The 15,676-nt window shown below is 71.5% G+C and carries 13 protein-coding genes, 1 tRNA gene and 1 pseudogene; 8 read left to right on the top strand and 7 right to left on the bottom strand.

Annotation, left to right across the window (positions count from 1 at the left end; all coding sequences use genetic code 11):
* Positions 1-64 precede the first annotated feature (64 nt).
* From ACFV1J_RS00440 to ACFV1J_RS00430, 3 genes are all read left to right on the top strand, one after another.
* Positions 65-1,444 (top strand): M64 family metallopeptidase, encoded by a 1,380-nt coding sequence (locus ACFV1J_RS00440; RefSeq protein WP_385854962.1) that lies wholly within the window; start codon positions 65-67, stop codon positions 1,442-1,444.
* A 220-nt stretch (positions 1,445-1,664) separates the two neighbouring features.
* Entirely contained in the window at positions 1,665-2,213 is a 549-nt protein-coding gene (locus ACFV1J_RS00435; protein WP_385854961.1) for a DinB family protein, read from the top strand.
* Positions 2,214-2,346: 133 nt separating this feature from the next.
* Positions 2,347-2,673 carry a hypothetical protein gene (locus ACFV1J_RS00430; protein WP_385854960.1) on the top strand — a complete coding sequence of 109 codons (327 nt, stop codon included), beginning with the start codon at positions 2,347-2,349 and terminating at the stop codon, positions 2,671-2,673.
* 126 nt (positions 2,674-2,799) lie between these two features.
* Here ACFV1J_RS00430 and ACFV1J_RS00425 read toward each other — a convergent pair whose 3' ends face one another.
* Positions 2,800-5,154, bottom strand: coding sequence for a DUF4132 domain-containing protein (locus ACFV1J_RS00425; protein WP_385854959.1), 2,355 nt, complete (start codon positions 5,152-5,154; stop codon positions 2,800-2,802).
* 223 nt (positions 5,155-5,377) lie between these two features.
* Here ACFV1J_RS00425 and ACFV1J_RS00420 point away from each other — a divergent pair.
* A tRNA-Ser gene (locus ACFV1J_RS00420) sits at positions 5,378-5,449 on the top strand.
* A 3-nt stretch (positions 5,450-5,452) separates the two neighbouring features.
* Positions 5,453-7,759 (top strand): hypothetical protein, encoded by a 2,307-nt coding sequence (locus tag ACFV1J_RS00415; protein ID WP_385854958.1) that lies wholly within the window; start codon positions 5,453-5,455, stop codon positions 7,757-7,759.
* Between the two features lie 21 nt (positions 7,760-7,780).
* Here the strand turns inward: ACFV1J_RS00415 and ACFV1J_RS00410 are convergent, their stop codons facing one another.
* From ACFV1J_RS00410 to ACFV1J_RS00390, 5 genes and pseudogenes are all read right to left on the bottom strand, one after another.
* Complete coding sequence (locus ACFV1J_RS00410) at positions 7,781-9,199, bottom strand: purine-cytosine permease family protein (protein WP_385854957.1); 1,419 nt, start codon at positions 9,197-9,199, stop codon at positions 7,781-7,783.
* Between the two features lie 148 nt (positions 9,200-9,347).
* Positions 9,348-11,183 carry a glycoside hydrolase family 15 protein gene (locus ACFV1J_RS00405; RefSeq protein WP_385854956.1) on the bottom strand — a complete coding sequence of 612 codons (1,836 nt, stop codon included), beginning with the start codon at positions 11,181-11,183 and terminating at the stop codon, positions 9,348-9,350.
* 316 nt (positions 11,184-11,499) lie between these two features.
* Positions 11,500-11,976, bottom strand: coding sequence for a hypothetical protein (locus tag ACFV1J_RS00400; RefSeq protein WP_385854955.1), 477 nt, complete (start codon positions 11,974-11,976; stop codon positions 11,500-11,502).
* 206 nt (positions 11,977-12,182) lie between these two features.
* A pseudogene (locus ACFV1J_RS00395) lies at positions 12,183-12,317 on the bottom strand (XRE family transcriptional regulator); the annotation flags it as partial.
* A 131-nt stretch (positions 12,318-12,448) separates the two neighbouring features.
* On the bottom strand, positions 12,449-12,796 hold the full coding sequence (locus tag ACFV1J_RS00390; RefSeq protein ID WP_385854954.1) for a helix-turn-helix transcriptional regulator: 348 nt from the start codon (positions 12,794-12,796) through the stop codon (positions 12,449-12,451).
* A 265-nt stretch (positions 12,797-13,061) separates the two neighbouring features.
* Between ACFV1J_RS00390 and ACFV1J_RS00385 the strand changes: the two genes are divergently transcribed.
* The 3 genes from ACFV1J_RS00385 to ACFV1J_RS00375 all read left to right on the top strand — a co-directional run bounded on the left by ACFV1J_RS00385 (position 13,062) and on the right by ACFV1J_RS00375 (position 15,137).
* Positions 13,062-14,096, top strand: a complete 1,035-nt coding sequence (locus ACFV1J_RS00385; protein ID WP_385854953.1) for a trypsin-like serine peptidase — start codon at positions 13,062-13,064, stop codon at positions 14,094-14,096.
* 132 nt (positions 14,097-14,228) lie between these two features.
* A complete protein-coding gene (locus tag ACFV1J_RS00380; protein ID WP_385854952.1) occupies positions 14,229-14,726 on the top strand; it encodes a potassium channel family protein in 498 nt (165 codons plus the stop codon).
* 39 nt (positions 14,727-14,765) lie between these two features.
* The gene (locus ACFV1J_RS00375) at positions 14,766-15,137 is read left to right on the top strand and encodes an MmcQ/YjbR family DNA-binding protein (protein ID WP_385854951.1); all 372 of its coding nucleotides are present in this window, start codon (positions 14,766-14,768) and stop codon (positions 15,135-15,137) included.
* A 110-nt stretch (positions 15,138-15,247) separates the two neighbouring features.
* Here the strand turns inward: ACFV1J_RS00375 and ACFV1J_RS00370 are convergent, their stop codons facing one another.
* The gene (locus ACFV1J_RS00370) at positions 15,248-15,412 is read right to left on the bottom strand and encodes a hypothetical protein (RefSeq protein ID WP_385854950.1); all 165 of its coding nucleotides are present in this window, start codon (positions 15,410-15,412) and stop codon (positions 15,248-15,250) included.
* Positions 15,413-15,676 lie beyond the last annotated feature (264 nt).

Here is a 15,676-nt window from a genome sequence, read left to right as displayed (position 1 = left end):
AGCGGCGCCTGAATCGGGCTCAACTCGCCGCTCCGGCGGCGGTGTTCGGAAGGACAAACCCCCCATGCTCAGACGTTCCCCCTCCATACCCGGCACCGGTCGGCACCGTGGTGCCACCGGACGCAGCCCACGCCGCCCCTCTCTGCGTACCACCGTCTCCGGCGCGCTGGCCGTCGCCGCACTGGCCGCCACCACGGCCGCGGCGAGCACCGCACAGGGCGCCGCCGCCCCGGCCCCCTCCCCGAAGGCCCAACCCACCCAGCGGGTGGAGTACTTCACCGGCCCGGGCGGCCACCCCCGGCACACCTCCGTAGCGGCCCCGAAGCCGCTGTCCCGCTCCCAGAAGTCGGCGATCGCCGCCGGCGACGGCGAGGTCACACCGATCGTCCAGAACGGCCCGGTCGGCAGCAAACTGGACATCGTCTTCATCGGCGACGGCTACACCTCCGCCCAGCAGGAGGACTTCCACGCCGACGTCCGCGCCAAGTGGGCGAAGATCAGCGCCGTGGAGCCGTACGCCTCCTACACCGGCCAGTTCAACGTCTGGGCGGTGGACGCCGTTTCCCACGACTCCGGCGTCTCCGGCGACCCGACCCAGGACGTGGTCCGGAACACCGCCCTCGGCTCCGGGTTCTTCTGCGACGGGACCGAGCGGCTGCTGTGCGTCGACACCGGGAAGGTCGAGGCGTACGCCGCCAAGGCCCCGGCCGCCGACCTGGTCGTGGTCCTCTCCAACTCCACCAAATACGGCGGCGCGGGCTACAACGACATCTCCTCCCAGGTCGGCTACGACGGGATCGCCACCGCCTCCTCCGACAACGACCGGTCCGATCAGATCGCGGTGCACGAGACCGGCCATTCGCTCGGGAAGCTCGCCGACGAGTACGACTACGGCGAGTCCGGCACCTACTCCGGGCCCGAGCCCCAGCAGTCCAACCTCACCACCCTCTCCGCCGACCAGATGGCCGCACAGCGTCAGAAGTGGTACCGCTGGCTCGGCCAGCAATCCCCGGACGGCGGCACCGTGGGCGCCTACGAGGGCGGCGGCTACTACCAGTACGGGCTCAACCGCCCCACCGAGAACTCGATCATGCGGAGCCTCGGGCGGGAGTTCAACCTCCCCGGCCGGGAGGCGATGATCGCCGGCTTCTACCGGTTCGGCAGCGTGCTCAGCAGCCCGTTGGCGACCGACCGGGCGGTCACCCGCGGCACCCGCATCCATGTCACCGTGCCTGCGTCCGCGCAGCTCAAGTGGTACGTCGACGGCCGGGAACGGAAGTCCGCACGCGGCCGGACCACGGTCGTGCCGCGCACCCTCGGCGTCCCGGCCGACGGCCGCCGGCACACCGTCACCGCCCGCGCCGCCGACCGGACCGCCGCGGTCCGTGACCCGGCCCTGCGCCGGCAGATGTCGGGGACGCTGAGCTGGCGGATCGCGCCGTAGCGGCCTCGGGCGTCAGAACCCGCCGTGGGTGACGGGCCCGTGCGGATCCGCACGGGCCCGTCGCCCAGCCGCGATTGTCAGTGGTCCCTGCGAGACTCGGCGGTATCCACACCGGAACCGTCCAAGTCCGCGAGGCGCGGACCGCGAGCCCGGGAGCCCGGTACCGGAAAGCCCGATGCCGGGCGCCCGGCGCCAGCAGTCCGACGATGGGAGCCAGACGATGACCGACCGAGCGACCCCTGCGCACTACTCCCCCCAGCTGGAGAGCGATTCCCGCCGTCCGACGCCCTCGACGGGCAGTGAGCGGGAGACGCTGAGCGCCGTACTCGACTGGCACCGCGCCACCTTCGCGCTCAAGTGCGCCGGCCTGTCGGCGGAGCAGCTCTCCCACAAGGCGGTGCCGCCCTCCGAGCTCTCCCTGCACGGTCTGGTCCGGCATCTGGCCGGCTGCGAACGCTGGTGGTTCCGGATCCAGTTCGCCGGTGAGGAGCTGCCCTTGCTGTATTACTCCGACGACGATCCCCACCAGGACTTCACCGCTCTCGACGGCGATGTCGACGAGGCCTTCGCGCTCTGGCGGGCGGAGTGCGACCGGTCGCGGGAGATCGTCGCCGCCGCGACCTCGCTGGAGGAGACCGGGATCCGCAAGAGAACGGGCGAACCGGTCTCGCTGCGCAGCATCCTGGTGGACATGATCGCCGAGTACGCCCGGCACAACGGCCATGCCGATCTGCTGCGCGAGCGACTCGACGGCACCATCGGTCGATGACCCACCAAGGGGAGCCCACCTCCCTCATGTGACTCAGGTCACACAGGAGGGTGTCATACGCCGAAGTCCCCTTCTCCGTGTACGGGGTGACGGGCCCGAACGGGGCCCGGACCTACGGGGAAAGGACATCAACGTGCGTAACAGGCGAGTTCTCACCACCGCGCTGGCGGCCGCCGCGCTCACGGTCGCCGGTCTGGGCGGCGCTGCCCAGGCCCACGCCACCACCGGCGCCAAGACCGCCACGCAGTCCCACGCCACCGCCGCCAAGCCCGCCGCCTCCGTGCGGCACCAGGTCCGGCCGATGGACGGTCCGCCCGGCACGGTGTGGACCGGCAAGAAGTTCTGGACCCTCAGCGGCTGCCAGGCGGCCGGCACGGACCTGGTCGCCAGCGGCAAGTGGGCCGACCCCTTCTGCGACGGCTCGGGGCTCCAGTGGGACCTGTGGGCCCGTCCGCTCTAAACCGCTCATGACACCGGTAGGCCACCGGTAGTCACGAGCGCACCAGTCGCATCAACGGCCGTCCCCGCGCAGATCCGCGGCTGCGCGGGGACGACGCCGTTCCGGCCACCGCCCGAGCCCCTCGGCTCAGGTGCCGGTGCCTTCCATGAGGTGCTCCACGGTGCGCACCACACGTTCCAGCAGCGTCTCGTCGTAGGGCAGGAACGGCAGGGGAGCGGCCCGCCGTCCCGTCGGGGGGCTGATCTCCACCGGATCGCCGTCGCGGGTGACCCGTCCGGTGGCCAGGTGGATGGCGTAACGGCCGTCCAACAGCAGTTGCCGCTCGCCGAGTTCGACCCGGCCGGACGCTATCTGTGCCGCCAGGATGCGGCGCAGTGCCTCCCGGCGCATCCGTGCGCCCTCGCCCAGCGGCTGGCCGTAGAGGCGGTTCAGCTGCTGCCAGGCGCCGGGTTCATGGGTGTGGGTCTCGCACCAACCGAAGCTGCCGGCGCTGACGAGCAGGTCGACGGCGCGCAGGATCTCGGAGAGCCGTACGGCATCGACCTCCGCCAGGGGCTGGGGACTTCCGTCGGCGCGCAGGAGCATGACGTCCAACGCCTCCGCCCAGCCACTGGCACCGGGATACAGAGACCCGGCGATGACGAAGCAGGCCGTCAACTCGCCCGATCCGCCCACCGGCAGGACGAGTACCTCGTCCTCGATGTTCCAGCCCTGGCGCACGGCCAGGCCCAGGACCGCCTCGATCCGGACCAGGTGACCGTGGAACATGGACGTGGAGTGGGCGGAGTCTCCGCCGACCGCACCTCCGACGGGGTCTCCGGTGGCACCGTCTCCAGTGGCACCGGCTCCGGTGGTGTGGTCTCCGGTGGTGTGGTCTCTGCTGTCCTCGGGGCGGTAGTGCTCCCGGTAGGCCTGGCGGAACGGCTGGCGCAGACCCAGCTCCGTGATCCGGTCGCGCCAGTAGTGCCGTTCGGCGGCGGTGGCGCGGGCCGGATGCCAGAGCCGGACCGCGGCGGACCCGGCCGGCTCGGGACCGTCGTCGGCCGGCCCTGCCGCGGGCAGGACGGCCCGCCACTCCCCCGGCGTGTACTCGACCTCCCAGATGAGGCGTGCGGCGGTGCCACGGACCACGGGACTGTTGGCCAGGGCCTCGCGCCAGCGGTCGTAACGGTGGACGGTGCCCTCCAGATAGCCGCCTTCCACTCCGCGGACCAACGTGCGTATCTGAGCGCGTGCCTTCGCCAGGAGGTCTCGGGCGGCCGCGACCTCGTCGGGGTGGTCCCGACGGGCGGCGGCCGGCAGGGACTTCAGCGCCCGGCCGTCGGCACGTTCCCAGGCGAGGGTGGCCTCCTCGCCGACCGTGAGCACGGCGGTGTACGGGCCGCAGGAGAGGCGCCGGGTCCCCTCGGCATCGAGGCCCAAGTCCGGCAGTCGCAGGGCGAGTTCGAGACGCCGGGCGAGGTTGCGTTCGGCGCGCCGCAGTGTGCGGTCGAGCTTCTTGGTGACACCGGCGTGCCGGACGACGCGCCGGGCCTCACGCAGTGCGGCCAGGGATTCCGGGGTCGGATGGGCTTCGACGGCCTGCGCGAGACCGATGCAGGCGGCCTGCGACGGCAGGGTCTTCGCGGTGGTCGGGGCCACGGCACTGTGCGGCAGGAGCGTCGCGAAGAGCTGCCCGGCCCATGGTTCGTCACGCCGCAGGGCCCGCCGGGCGGCCCGCCACAGGGTGTCGGTGTCGGCGCCGGTGAAGGCCTTGTCGGCGGCGTACGGCAGCCGGCCGGCGTGCAGTGCGGCGAGGTGGTCGGCCGCGGTGCTCAGCACCTGGCGGGCCAGCTCGGTGTGCAGCTCCTCGGCGGACGGCCCGAGCGCGGCACCGGTCAACAGCGGCCACTCGCCGGTCAGCGGTGCGTACCGCCGGTCCTCGGCGACCAGGGCCCGCTCACGGGGGCCCGTCGCGAGCAGCACCTCGATCTCCGCGGAGCGCAACGGGCTGTCGGCGTAGCGGTCCCGCAAACACCCGGCCAGCTCGCGTTCGGCATCAGGGCCGGCCAGCGCGGCCACCGCAAGGGCGGCATCGGCGTTCTCGTCGGCCTTGCGCCCGGCGACCTCCACCAGGATGGCCGCGGGCTTCTTCAGCGCCTCCTCGTCCCAGGCTTCGGTGCAGCGGAGCAGGCCGCCGGCCGCGAACCGCACATCGCGCGGCCGCGGGGACTCGGCCAGCGCCAGGAAGAGTTGGGTGAGCGTTATGGAGGTGAACGAGGGCTGCACCTTGGTCCAGGTGACCTCGCGGGCGACCTGGCGGGCGTGGTCGGGCGCGTCCTCGTCGGCGAGGGTACGGTACGCGACCGGCAGCAGCATGCCCAGCTCCACCGACGTCAGCTGGGCACAGGCGGCCCAGAGGCCGCCGGACCACCCGGCATCCGGCTGTGGTCCGGTCATGGCGGCGAGCAACTGGGCCGCGTGCGGTGACAGTTCGTTCATACCGGCGACCGTAGCCGCAGGGTCTGACAATGCCCCTGACCTGCCCCGCAGCCGGTGAACCGCCGCACCGACACCGTCGCCGCCCCGCCCCACCGGCCCCGGCTCACCGGACGACCCTCCCCGCCCCCTCTCCCCCCTCTCCCCGCTCCCCTCCCCCTCCCTCTCCGCTCCCCGAAAATGCGTTTGCCCGGCCGCTTCCGGGCCGCCTACGCTCCCGCATCATCGACGTGTAGCTCAACAGCAGAGCACCGGGCTTGAGACCCGGAGGGAGCGGGGGCAGCACCCGCCACGTCGGCTTATGAACGACGACGCTGAGCAGCAGCTTCCTGTCACCAGCGGCCCGCCGTACGCCCAGGCGCAGTTGGCCGGGGCCTTCGGCACCGCGCTCACCCATGAGGACGCCGCCACCCGCCGGCGCGCCGAGGAGCGGATCCGTCGTTGGCGGAGCGTGCTCGACGGAATCGCCACCGGCCGCCTGACCGTGGGTTCGCGGACCCCGGTGGCGGGCCTGCCGGCCTGGGTCACACCGGAGGTCGTCCGCGGCGGCTTCGCGACCGGTGCGGCGAGCGCCGGTGGTCCGTTGTTGCCGTACGAGCGGGACGCGGCGCGCCGGGCGGGCGTTCCGGCCGAGCGCCGGGCGCTCTTCGCGTACTCCCTGACCGAGGACGGCCTGGCCGGGCTGTGCCGGATGCTGGACGACGGGTGCTACGACGTCGCGGTGCCCGAGGAGGCCGCGCTGCTCACCGTGGCCTGGTTGGTGCGCTCCGGGCAGGTGGTCGAGGCGCTGGAACTCGTCGACGTACTGGAGCCGTTCGCCGGACAGCTGCGGTTCACCCCGCGGCCGGCGGCGGCGCCCGCGCCGGACGCCTCCGCACTGCACCGCCGGACGGTCGCCGAGGCCGGACAGGCCCTGGCGGGGCGTCGGCCGCATGCGGCCGTCGAGGCGCAGCGCGAGGCCCTCACGGTCTGGCAGCCGTTCGCCGATGAGCTGCTGGTCCACTGGCTGGAGACCGCCGAGGGCGGGCGGGTGCTGGCCCGTACGCCCGACGAGGAGTGGCTCGCGCGCGGGGCCGCGCTGCTGGACCGCTACCGGCGGCTGGCCGCGGCCCACACCCACTGCGGTAAGCACCGCAAGCCCAAGGAGAACCTCGCCATCCTGCGTGCCTCTCTGGAGACCACCGTCGCCGGGCGTCCCCTTGAGGCCCGCCGGCTCGGTCTGCTGCGGCACGCCGTGTCCTCCATGGTGCGGCGGCGCGGAGCCCCCGGTTCCGTCGCGCATACGGCGCTGCGGGCGCGACAGGCGGCCCAGGCGGCGCTGCCGTCCCACCACACGATGGCGCAGCTGGTGCTCCGCCGGCTCGGCGAGCTGCCCCAGGACGTGGGGGCGGCCGATGTCGAGTCCCTGGTCGTCCCGGTGACGGAAGAGGAGCACTGGGAAACCGATCTGCCCCGGGGAGCAGCAGTTCCGGCGGCGATCCGGCAGGTCGTCGGGTCCACGCTGAGCGCCCCGGTCGGCACCCTCATCGAGCGGGGTGTGGTGCCGTCGGCGGAGGTACTGGCCGAGCTGGTGCCCCAGTTGGTGGCCACGACGACCGCGCAGGCCTATCCGGACGCGGCGCTGCGCCGCCTGATGGCCGCCCACTACCGGGCGTTCGCGCGCCGCCGTTCGCTGTTGCTGCTCAACCTGGAGCGGCAGGTACGGGTGGACGAGCTGCCGTGGGTGCGGGCGGTGGCCGGACAGCGGGCGGCCGGCGCCGCCCAGGACGAGGCGCTCACCACCCTGCGGCACCTCGGCGAGCTGGCCGTCCAGGGTTTCCCGGGCACGCTCCTGCCCAACCCGCTGATCCGTGAACTGAGTTCGCTGGCCCGCCAGGCGGACCTCGACGCCCCTCTGGTCGAGGAACTCGCCGCGGACATCTTCATGGGGACGTTCTCCCGCAAGTTCCTCACGGCGGCGCGGATCGCCGGCGAACTGCTGGGCGGCACGCTCTACGCGCGCTACTACGGCATCGACTACGCGGCGCTGCGCAATCTGGCGATCGTCGAGACGAGCACCGCGCTGGTCAGCGGCCATCAGCCGCGGACGTCGCCGGGCTTCGCCCGGTTGTGCAGCGAGCGGGCCGGGGTGTCCGGGCACGGCTCGGTGGCGGAGAACGGTGCGGTGATCGAGCAGGCCCAGATTCTGACCACGCACAATCTGGCCACGCTGGTCGGCCGGGTCGGCATCGCCCCGGAGCCGGGCCCGGCCGATCTGGCGCGGCGCTGCTTCCGTACGGTGTGCCGGCTGACGGCCCAGGTGCAGCACCACCCGAGGCCACTGGCGACGATCAAGGACGCGGCGTACGCCTGGCGGCACCTGGTGTTCCATCTGGCGCTGTGCGAGCCCGGCGAGCAGGCCCGGGTGCTGGCCTGGCTGGACGAGGAATCGGCCCGCCATCCGCGGCACGTCACCGCCCGGCTGGCGCCCGCCGTGGCGGGCCTGCGCCTGGTCGCCGGGGGCGGCAGCTTCGGGCCCGACGGTACGGCGCGGGGCGGCCGGGCCCGCCGCTTCCTGGGCTGGAGCGCCAGGGGCCGCCACTGGCTGAGCACACTGCCCGGGGAGTGACGGTCGCCCCGGCCGGCGTGCTCAGTCGCGCACTGCCTCGACCGCCACACCAGGCTCCGGCGCCCCCGCGGCCCGGTGACGCAGCATCCACCGCAGCGGCGCGTACACCGCCACCGACACGGCGAAGGCCACGTAGTACGCGAGGTCGGCGCCGTGCAGCGCGGCCGCGACCGGGCCGGTGAAGAGGAAGGTGTTCATGAAGGGCACGGCGGCGCCGAACGCGGCGAGGAAGGCGACGCACGCCGGCCACCACGGTTGCGGCCGGCCGAACTCGGCCACCACGTCGATCGGCACACCGCCCCGGGCCCTGGCCCGCGCCCACGCGTCCACGAGCACGATGCCGACGAAGCCGGGAATCCAGTAGCCGACGAACAGCAGCAGGTACTGGAAGCGGACGGTGGTGTGCGCGGCGTGCAGCCACAGGACGAGCAGGAACCCGAGGACGGCGGCGGCCGCGGCGGCGAGTGGTCTGGGCACCCGTAGGCCGGCCGCCTGGAGGGCCAGCGAGGCGCTGTAGTCGTTCATCGCGTTGCTGCACACCGCCGCGGCGGCGATGGCGAGCAGACCGAAGGCGCCGGGGACCCCGCCGCCCAGCAGGCCGTGCACCCCGGCGGCGGTCTGGTCGGTGAACAGCCCGGCTCCCCACAGGCCCAGCGTCTGCACCCCGACGAGGGAGGCCGCCAGGCCGAGCAGCGAGTACCAGAACATCCGCGGCCGGGAGGTGCTGCGCGGCAGATAGCGGCTGACATCGGAGGCGTACGGCGCCCAGGAGACGGCCAGGCCGAGCGCCACGGTGCTGGTCAGCACGAACGCGCCGAGGCGGTCGGCGCCGTGCGCGGTGCCCGGCACCGGCAGCGGCACGCCGTTCAGCAGCTTGCCGCCGATGACCAGGAACGCGGCGGCCAGCACGAAGGTCATCACGGTCTGGAGCCGGTGCTGGACCTCGTAACCGAAGACCCCCACGACGCCCGGCAGGAGCAGTACCACCAGCGCGCCCGTCCAGAACGGCAGGCCGAGCAGCTGCGCCAGCGCCTCACCGCCGAAGAGCCCGATCAGGGCGTCCCAGGCGACGGAGGTGAGCCAATGTGTGACACCGGGCAGCACCACACCAGCGCCGAACGCCAGCCGCGCCAGCGGCAATTGGCCGGTGCCGGTCCGGCTGCCCCAGGTGCACAGGTACGCCGCCGGCAGCGCGCCGACCACCGTGCCGAGGGCCATCGCGACCAGGGCCGTCCAGAAGTCCAGCCCCAGCGAGACGCCCACCGTGCCGGTGAAGACCCCGGTCATGGTCAGGTTCGGCGCACACCACACGGTGAACAGCCGCCCCGGCGTCCCGTAGCGGTTGCTCTCGGGCACCGGCTCGATGCCGTGCCCCTCAACCGCCAGGTCCCCGGCCCGCCCGGGCATCCGCCCACGGAACACGGAATCTTCGATGGTCATGCCTCTCCCCCCGTCAACGGCAGCGCCCTACGGTAGGCGGGTCGTTCCGCCCTGCCGCCACCGGGGATGCCGTCACCGGGGATCACGCCACCGGGGATGCCGTCACCGCCATGACGTCACCGGGGGTGCCGTCGCCGGGGAACGGTCGTCAGCCCAGCGCCCGGTCGAGGTTGAAGGCGGCGCTGATCAGTGCCAGGTGGGTGAAAGCCTGGGGGAAGTTGCCGATCTGTTCGCCGGTGCGGCCGATCTCCTCGGCGTACAGGCCGAGATGGTTTCCGTAGGTGAGCATCTTCTCGAAGGCGAGCCGGGCCTCGTCGACGCGGCCGGCGCGGGACAGCGCCTCGACGTACCAGAACGAGCAGATCGAGAAGGTGCCCTCCGCGCCGCGCAGACCGTCCGGGCTGCTGCGCGGGTCGTAGCGGTAGACGAGCGAGTCGGACACCAGGTCCTCGCCCAGCACATCCAGGGTGGAGAGCCATTTCGGGTCGGTGGGCGAGATGAACTTGGCCAGCGGCATCATCAGGACGGCGGCGTCCAGGACGGTGTCGCCCTCGTGCTGGACGAACGCCTTCCGCTCCGCGGACCAGCCGCGGTCCATGATCCTGCGGTAGATCGTGTCGCGGGTCCGCCCCCACCGGAGCATGTCCGCCGGCAGCCCGCGGTGGGTGGCGATCCGCATCGCCCGTTCGATGGCGACCCAGCACATCAGCTGCGAATACAGGAAGTTCTGTGTCTTGCCGCGGGTCTCCCAGATCCCCTCGTCCGGCTGGTCCCAGTTCTCACAGACCCAGTCGACCAGGTGCCCGATGGCGTCCCAGTGCTCACTGGACAGCGGCTCTCCCCACTTGTCGTAGAGGTAGAGGGAGTCGATCAGGGCACCGTAGATGTCCAGTTGGAGCTGCTGGACGGCATTGTTGCCGATCCGGACGGGCGCCGAGCCCAGATGCCCCTCCAGATGGGGCAGCTCCTCCTCGGGCAGTTCGCTGCGGCCGTCGATGCCGTACATGATCTGCAACGGTCCGGCCGCACAGCCCTCGGGGCGGATGTTGCCGGACAGGAAGTGCACGAACGCCTTGGCCTCATCGGTGAAGCCCAACCTGAGGAGCGCATAAATACAGAAGGCGGCGTCCCGCACCCAGGCGTAGCGGTAGTCCCAGTTCCGCTCGCCGCCGATCTGCTCTGGCAGGCTGGTCGTGGGCGCGGCCACGATGGCGCCGGTCGGCGCGTACGTGAGGAGCTTGAGGGTGAGCGCGGAGCGGTGCACCATTTCCCGCCAGCGCCCCCGGTACCGGGAGTGGGACAGCCAGCTGCGCCAGTACCGCACCGTGGCGCCGAACAGCTCCTCGGCCTCGGTCGCCGGACAGGCCCGCGGCTCCAGCCCCCCGCCAATACGGTCGAGCGCGAATACCGCGGCGTCGCCCTCGTGCAGCTTGAACGAGGACCAGGCGTCCGGACCGTCGATCTCGACCGGAACGCTGGAGGTCAGCGACAGCGACAGCCCCGGCGACTCGAAGACCGTATGGCAGCCGTGGCTGCTCACGGTGTGCGCACGCCGGCCGTAGTCGAACCGGGGAGCCACCCGGGCGCTGAACGGCAGCGTGCCGCGGACGCACAGCACCCGGCGGATCAGCCGGTGCCGGTCCGCCTCGCGCGAGTCGTCGACGATCGGCATGAAGTCCTGGACCTCGCCGACGCCGTTGTCCGCGAAGAAGCGGGTGATCAGGATGTTGGTGTCGGGGAAGTAGAACTGCTTGGTCCGGGCGGGCACGTCCGGGGCCAGCTCGAACGACCCGCCGCGGTCGGCGTCCAGGATCGACGCGAACACACTGGGCGCGTCGAAACGGGCGCAGCAGTACCAGTCGATGGTGCCGTTCGTGCCGACGAGCGCGGCCGTCCGCATATCGCCGATCAGGCCGTGCTCGGCTATGGGGATGTAGCGCGGCGCGTCCGCCTTATTGGGACGCAGGCTCTCACCGACGACCATGAGACCTCCCCGGCACCGGGGGCAGGAGGGTTCCGTTCAGGTTACCTCCGGGCGGTGACGCACGGCGAACGAGGCGGGCGGGGCGGGCCCCCGTAAAGGGCAGGGCAGGCACCGTAACGGCGAGGATCAAGGCCGGCCAGGGCCGGTCCCGCCGGCCGGTCCCGCCAGGCAACCACCCGCTTCGACACCGCGGCAAACATTGCAGACGGCAACGAACGAAGACAACGAACGACGGCCACAAGCGACGGCTAGAGGAGCATCAGCGCCAACACCAACACCAACACCAGGTCCGCGATCTCCGCGATCATGCCCCTGCTTACTCGGCCTGGTCAGCTTGTGCGGGGTGGGGCGCCGTCGCCAGCCGCGCCACCACGCTGTCCGCCAGCGCCTCGGCCTCCTCGCGGTCCATGCCCCGCTCGACGGCGCGCTCCAGGATGTGCGTACGCACCAGCGCCAGCTCGTCCCGCGCCAGCTCGACCAGCACCCGGTCCGGCGCTGCGGGGGCACGGCGCAGCAGCCTGCGCAGCCCCGCCCGCCCGCGTGCCAGCGCGCTCTCGGTGGCCATGTCGACGCCGCGCCTGGCCGCCTGGTCGAGGACGAGCCAGACCACCGGCGTCACCAGGGACACCATTTCCGCATAGCCGAAGCCCAGCGGTTCGCCCCGCCGACCCTGCCGGCCGAGGGTCCGAACGACCCGGTCGTCGTCGAACTGCCGCAGACTGTCGACCAGCGGCAGCTCGTGCGCCGCACGCTCCGCCACCACCTCGCGGACCACATCACGCACCTTGACCATCAGCAACCCCCGTACCTCTCCCGCGCGTTGAGACCATTGCAGCACGATGTGCCCCAGCAACAAGCACAGATTCCGTCACTCCCCGCGGGCCCGGTACGGATCCCGCACCCGGCGCTCCACCGCAACGCTCCTCCGGACGGACCGGCCCCCACGACCCGATCTGGACCTCGTGAACTGCCCATGGACCGCGGCCACCTGGCTCGCTCCTAGAACTCCAGCTCCACGTACTCGATGTCGGTGAACTCCACCTGGAGTCCGTCGGCGCGGCGGCCGTGATCCTTGAAGTAGATCTCCTGAAGCCCCTCGGCGGCGATGTCGCGCAGTTGCTGTTCCGTTGCCCCGGTCGGCGGCCTGGGCTTCTCGAGCGTCCGCGGCGAGACGCAGTTCGTCCGGCGCCTCACGGGCGTCGAGCGCCCCCCACGGGAGGATCGCGAGCTGGACGCACTGCCGCCGGCCGCCCTGCACGGGGCGATCACGCGGGCCGCGTAGGTAGCCGGGCGGGCACGGAGACAGCACTCGCGGCCGGGGTGGGCTCGACGGAACCGACGGCGCCCGACCCCGCCGGGAATCGCTCGGCGAGGCCCTCCAACAACCGTAGATACGCGGCCCGCTTCGGCTGACGCGGCTCGGTGCGGCCGGACTCCCAGCTGGTGATCGTCTCCCGTCGTACGGACAGCGCCTTGGCGACCTGATCCTGACTCAGGCCGGCGGCCTCGCGCAGCCGCTTGCGCTCCGACGGCTCCGGGAACGCATCCGGCGCACCGGCCTGCGCCAGCAACGCATCCACCGATGCGAAGAGCGCATCCTGCTCACTGGCCACGGGAACCACCTCCCTCACCACCCTATCCGAATCGCACCCCCACTCCCCCCGCGAAACGCACACCGGAACGCACCGGCCACACCGCCCGGACCAGGCCCCTCCGTACGCCCTCTCGCCACACCGGCCCTCCCCGTAGGACCATGACTCGCTACCCACTCGCACCGGCCACGCCGTCATCCGCACGCGCACGCCGCAAGCCGCCCCATCCGCCCCCACACCCTCGGCACTCCACGCTCGGCCAGCATCCCTCGGGAGGACCCCGATCATGCACAGACCGATCGCCGTACGCGGCCGCCGCCCCCTCCTCCTCACCGCCCTCCTCCTCGGACTCGGCGGACTGACGCTCATCGCCCCGCCGGCCCCCTTCGCCTCCCTCGCCCACGCAACCGGAACCGCCCACCGGACACCCTCATCCGCGTCGACAGCGGCGTCCGCAACCGCATCGGACGATGCCGCGTACTGGACGCCCCAGCGCATGCAGGCCGCCAAGCCGGTCGTGACCGACTCGAGTTCCCGAGCGAGCAGGAACAGCAGCCTCCGTACTCCGCACCCGTCGGCGGAGGCGGATCCGGTGCCGCCCAGCCACCCCTTCGACGGCCTGCCGCAAGTCGGCACGTTCTTCTGGACGGACGGCACCCACACCGGTCGCTTCTGCGGGGGAACGGTCGTCCGCAGCCCGCTCCGCAACCTCGTCGTCACCGCCGCACACTGCCTGCGCGCGCCCGACCCGAAGCGGCATCTGTCGTTCGTACCGCAGTACCACGACGGCTTGAAGCCCCACGGGATCTACCCCGTCGACCGGATCTACCTCGACCAGCGCTACTACGACCTCGGTACGGACGGCGGCGCACGCTGGGACTATGCGGTCGTCCGGCTCGGGGCGCGCGCGGACGGGGCCGAGGTGGAGGACATCACCGGCGGGTACGACCTGGTCCCCTATCCCGGATACCAACACCAGAACGTGCGGCTCATCGGTTACCCGGGCAACAGTGACACCACCCACCCCAAGCCGCTGGACTGCACCTCGTCCACGCACCGCTACACCAGCACCGACCCGGCCGCCCCCGGCGACTTCCTGGAGATCGCCTGCGCCGGCTATATCGGCGGAACCTCCGGCGGACCCTTCCTCGTACGGGACTTCACCGGTTACGCCCTGATCGGCGTCATCGGCGGCTATCACACCGGCGGTGACTTCCCCGACGTCTCCTACAGCTCGTATTTCACCCTCGACACGCTCGCGCTCTACCTCCATGCCGTACGCGGCGACACTCCGGCCGCACCCCGCGTTCCGTCCTCCTGACCGGGCCGCGGCACCGCACCCTGTTAATCTCGGAATCCCTGCCGTCAGAGAACCGGCTTTCCATCGAGAGCCGGTTTTCGCCCGGCGGACCTGAATTCCGGTCAGGCCGGCAGTGAAAGGTGATGACCCTCGTTGGTGCCGTCGTTCCTCGCATCCGCCCTGAATCGCCTTTTCGGGAACGAGGCATGGCGCCGGCTGCACGCCCGGGCTGCTTTCTGGGTGACCATGGGCATGGGCGCACTCCTGCTCAGTGGCGCCGGTTTGACCGTCGTCGCCGAATCAGGCGCGCCGCGGGCGAATATCACGTCGTACCCGAAGGCGCTGTGGTGGTCGATCGAGACGGCGACCACTGTGGGATACGGGGATTTCTATCCGGTGACGTTCTGGGGGAGGGTCATCGCGTCCTTTTTGATGCTGGGCGCCATTACCGCGTTCGGCGTCATCACGGCCGCCCTCGCCACCTGGTTCGTCGGACGTGCGGAGCAGGACGCGATCCGGCTGGGCAAGGCGATCGGCAGCCATGCGCGCGAGGACGCGGAAGCGCTGCGGGCGGAGCTGCGTACGCTGCACGCGCGTTTCGACCACGTCGAGAACCTGATCAGGGGCCGCGGTCCCACCGGGCCCTCCTGAACACGTCCGGAGCGTCGTCGGCGGGGCTAAAGTGGTGACGTGATCGAGAGTAGTGACGTGATCGATTCCTCCGACGTCCGCCGTATCGCCCTCTCCCTTCCGGAAACGGTGGAGAAGGAAGCCTGGGACATGCCCACGTTCCGGGTGGCGGGGAAGATGTTCATCACCGTGCCCGACGACGAGACGTCATTCGCCGTGCGCTGCCCGATCCATGAACGGCAGGAACTGATCGCCGCGGAACCACGCAAATTCTGGGTGCCGCCGCACGAGGCAGGTTCTCACTGGGTGCGGGTCCGGCTGGCCGAACTGGAGGACCTGGACGAACTCCGGGACATCCTGGTGGATTCCTGGAAACAAGCCGCCCCGGCACGGTTGTTGGAGAACTTCCGCACAAGCCAGAACGGAAAATAATCGCGACGGCGTGGTCGAGACCGACCGTGCGAGCGAGCGAGCCGCGGAACGAGTAACCAGCGGAACGAGTAACCAACTGAATGACGGAGCGAGCGGCCGGCCCGTGAGCACTACTCGTGGTGACGGCGACGCAGATCGCTCCAGTCGAGGGCCTGGGACGCCTTGAGTTGGGAATGCTCCGCCGCCTCACGGGTCGCGGCGAGGACATCGCCGTGCTTCTCGACGAGCTCTTCGTAGATGGGCGTCGTGCCGGAGGGCTGCATGGCGGTGCTCATGTCGGTGGTTCCTTCTTTCCACTTGCTTACGCTGGTTCGGCTCGGTAGGTATTCGCCGCCCCGGGAAGAAGGGAGCACCGGTGGGGCCGGCCGACCTCGTCGGGTCGACGGAAACCTTGGTGCAAAGGGAGGTTGTCCCCACTGATACACCGCTCCCCCGTGCGGCGCTGGACATCGTGTCATGCGCGTGGCGAGCACGCAAAGATCATCCCAGAGCCTGAGACTGTTGATCACCGTTGATGATCGAAAGCACGGTTTGTGCGC

The sequence above is a fragment of the Streptomyces sp. NPDC059649 genome, from assembly GCF_042734445.1.
GTDB lineage: Bacteria > Actinomycetota > Actinomycetes > Streptomycetales > Streptomycetaceae > Streptomyces.
Note: the sequence above shows the minus strand (reverse complement) of the source record. Positions and strands in the feature narration are given on the sequence as shown.

Coding starts and splice junctions, on each gene's coding strand:
- ACFV1J_RS00370 (WP_385854950.1), bottom strand. CDS start 15,412: ATGAGCACCGCCATGCAGCCCTCCGGCACGACGCCCATCTACGAAGAG.
- ACFV1J_RS00415 (WP_385854958.1), top strand. CDS start 5,453: ATGAACGACGACGCTGAGCAGCAGCTTCCTGTCACCAGCGGCCCGCCG.
- ACFV1J_RS00385 (WP_385854953.1), top strand. CDS start 13,062: ATGCACAGACCGATCGCCGTACGCGGCCGCCGCCCCCTCCTCCTCACC.
- ACFV1J_RS00435 (WP_385854961.1), top strand. CDS start 1,665: ATGACCGACCGAGCGACCCCTGCGCACTACTCCCCCCAGCTGGAGAGC.
- ACFV1J_RS00425 (WP_385854959.1), bottom strand. CDS start 5,154: ATGAACGAACTGTCACCGCACGCGGCCCAGTTGCTCGCCGCCATGACC.
- ACFV1J_RS00405 (WP_385854956.1), bottom strand. CDS start 11,183: ATGGTCGTCGGTGAGAGCCTGCGTCCCAATAAGGCGGACGCGCCGCGC.
- ACFV1J_RS00440 (WP_385854962.1), top strand. CDS start 65: ATGCTCAGACGTTCCCCCTCCATACCCGGCACCGGTCGGCACCGTGGT.
- ACFV1J_RS00410 (WP_385854957.1), bottom strand. CDS start 9,199: ATGACCATCGAAGATTCCGTGTTCCGTGGGCGGATGCCCGGGCGGGCC.
- ACFV1J_RS00400 (WP_385854955.1), bottom strand. CDS start 11,976: ATGGTCAAGGTGCGTGATGTGGTCCGCGAGGTGGTGGCGGAGCGTGCG.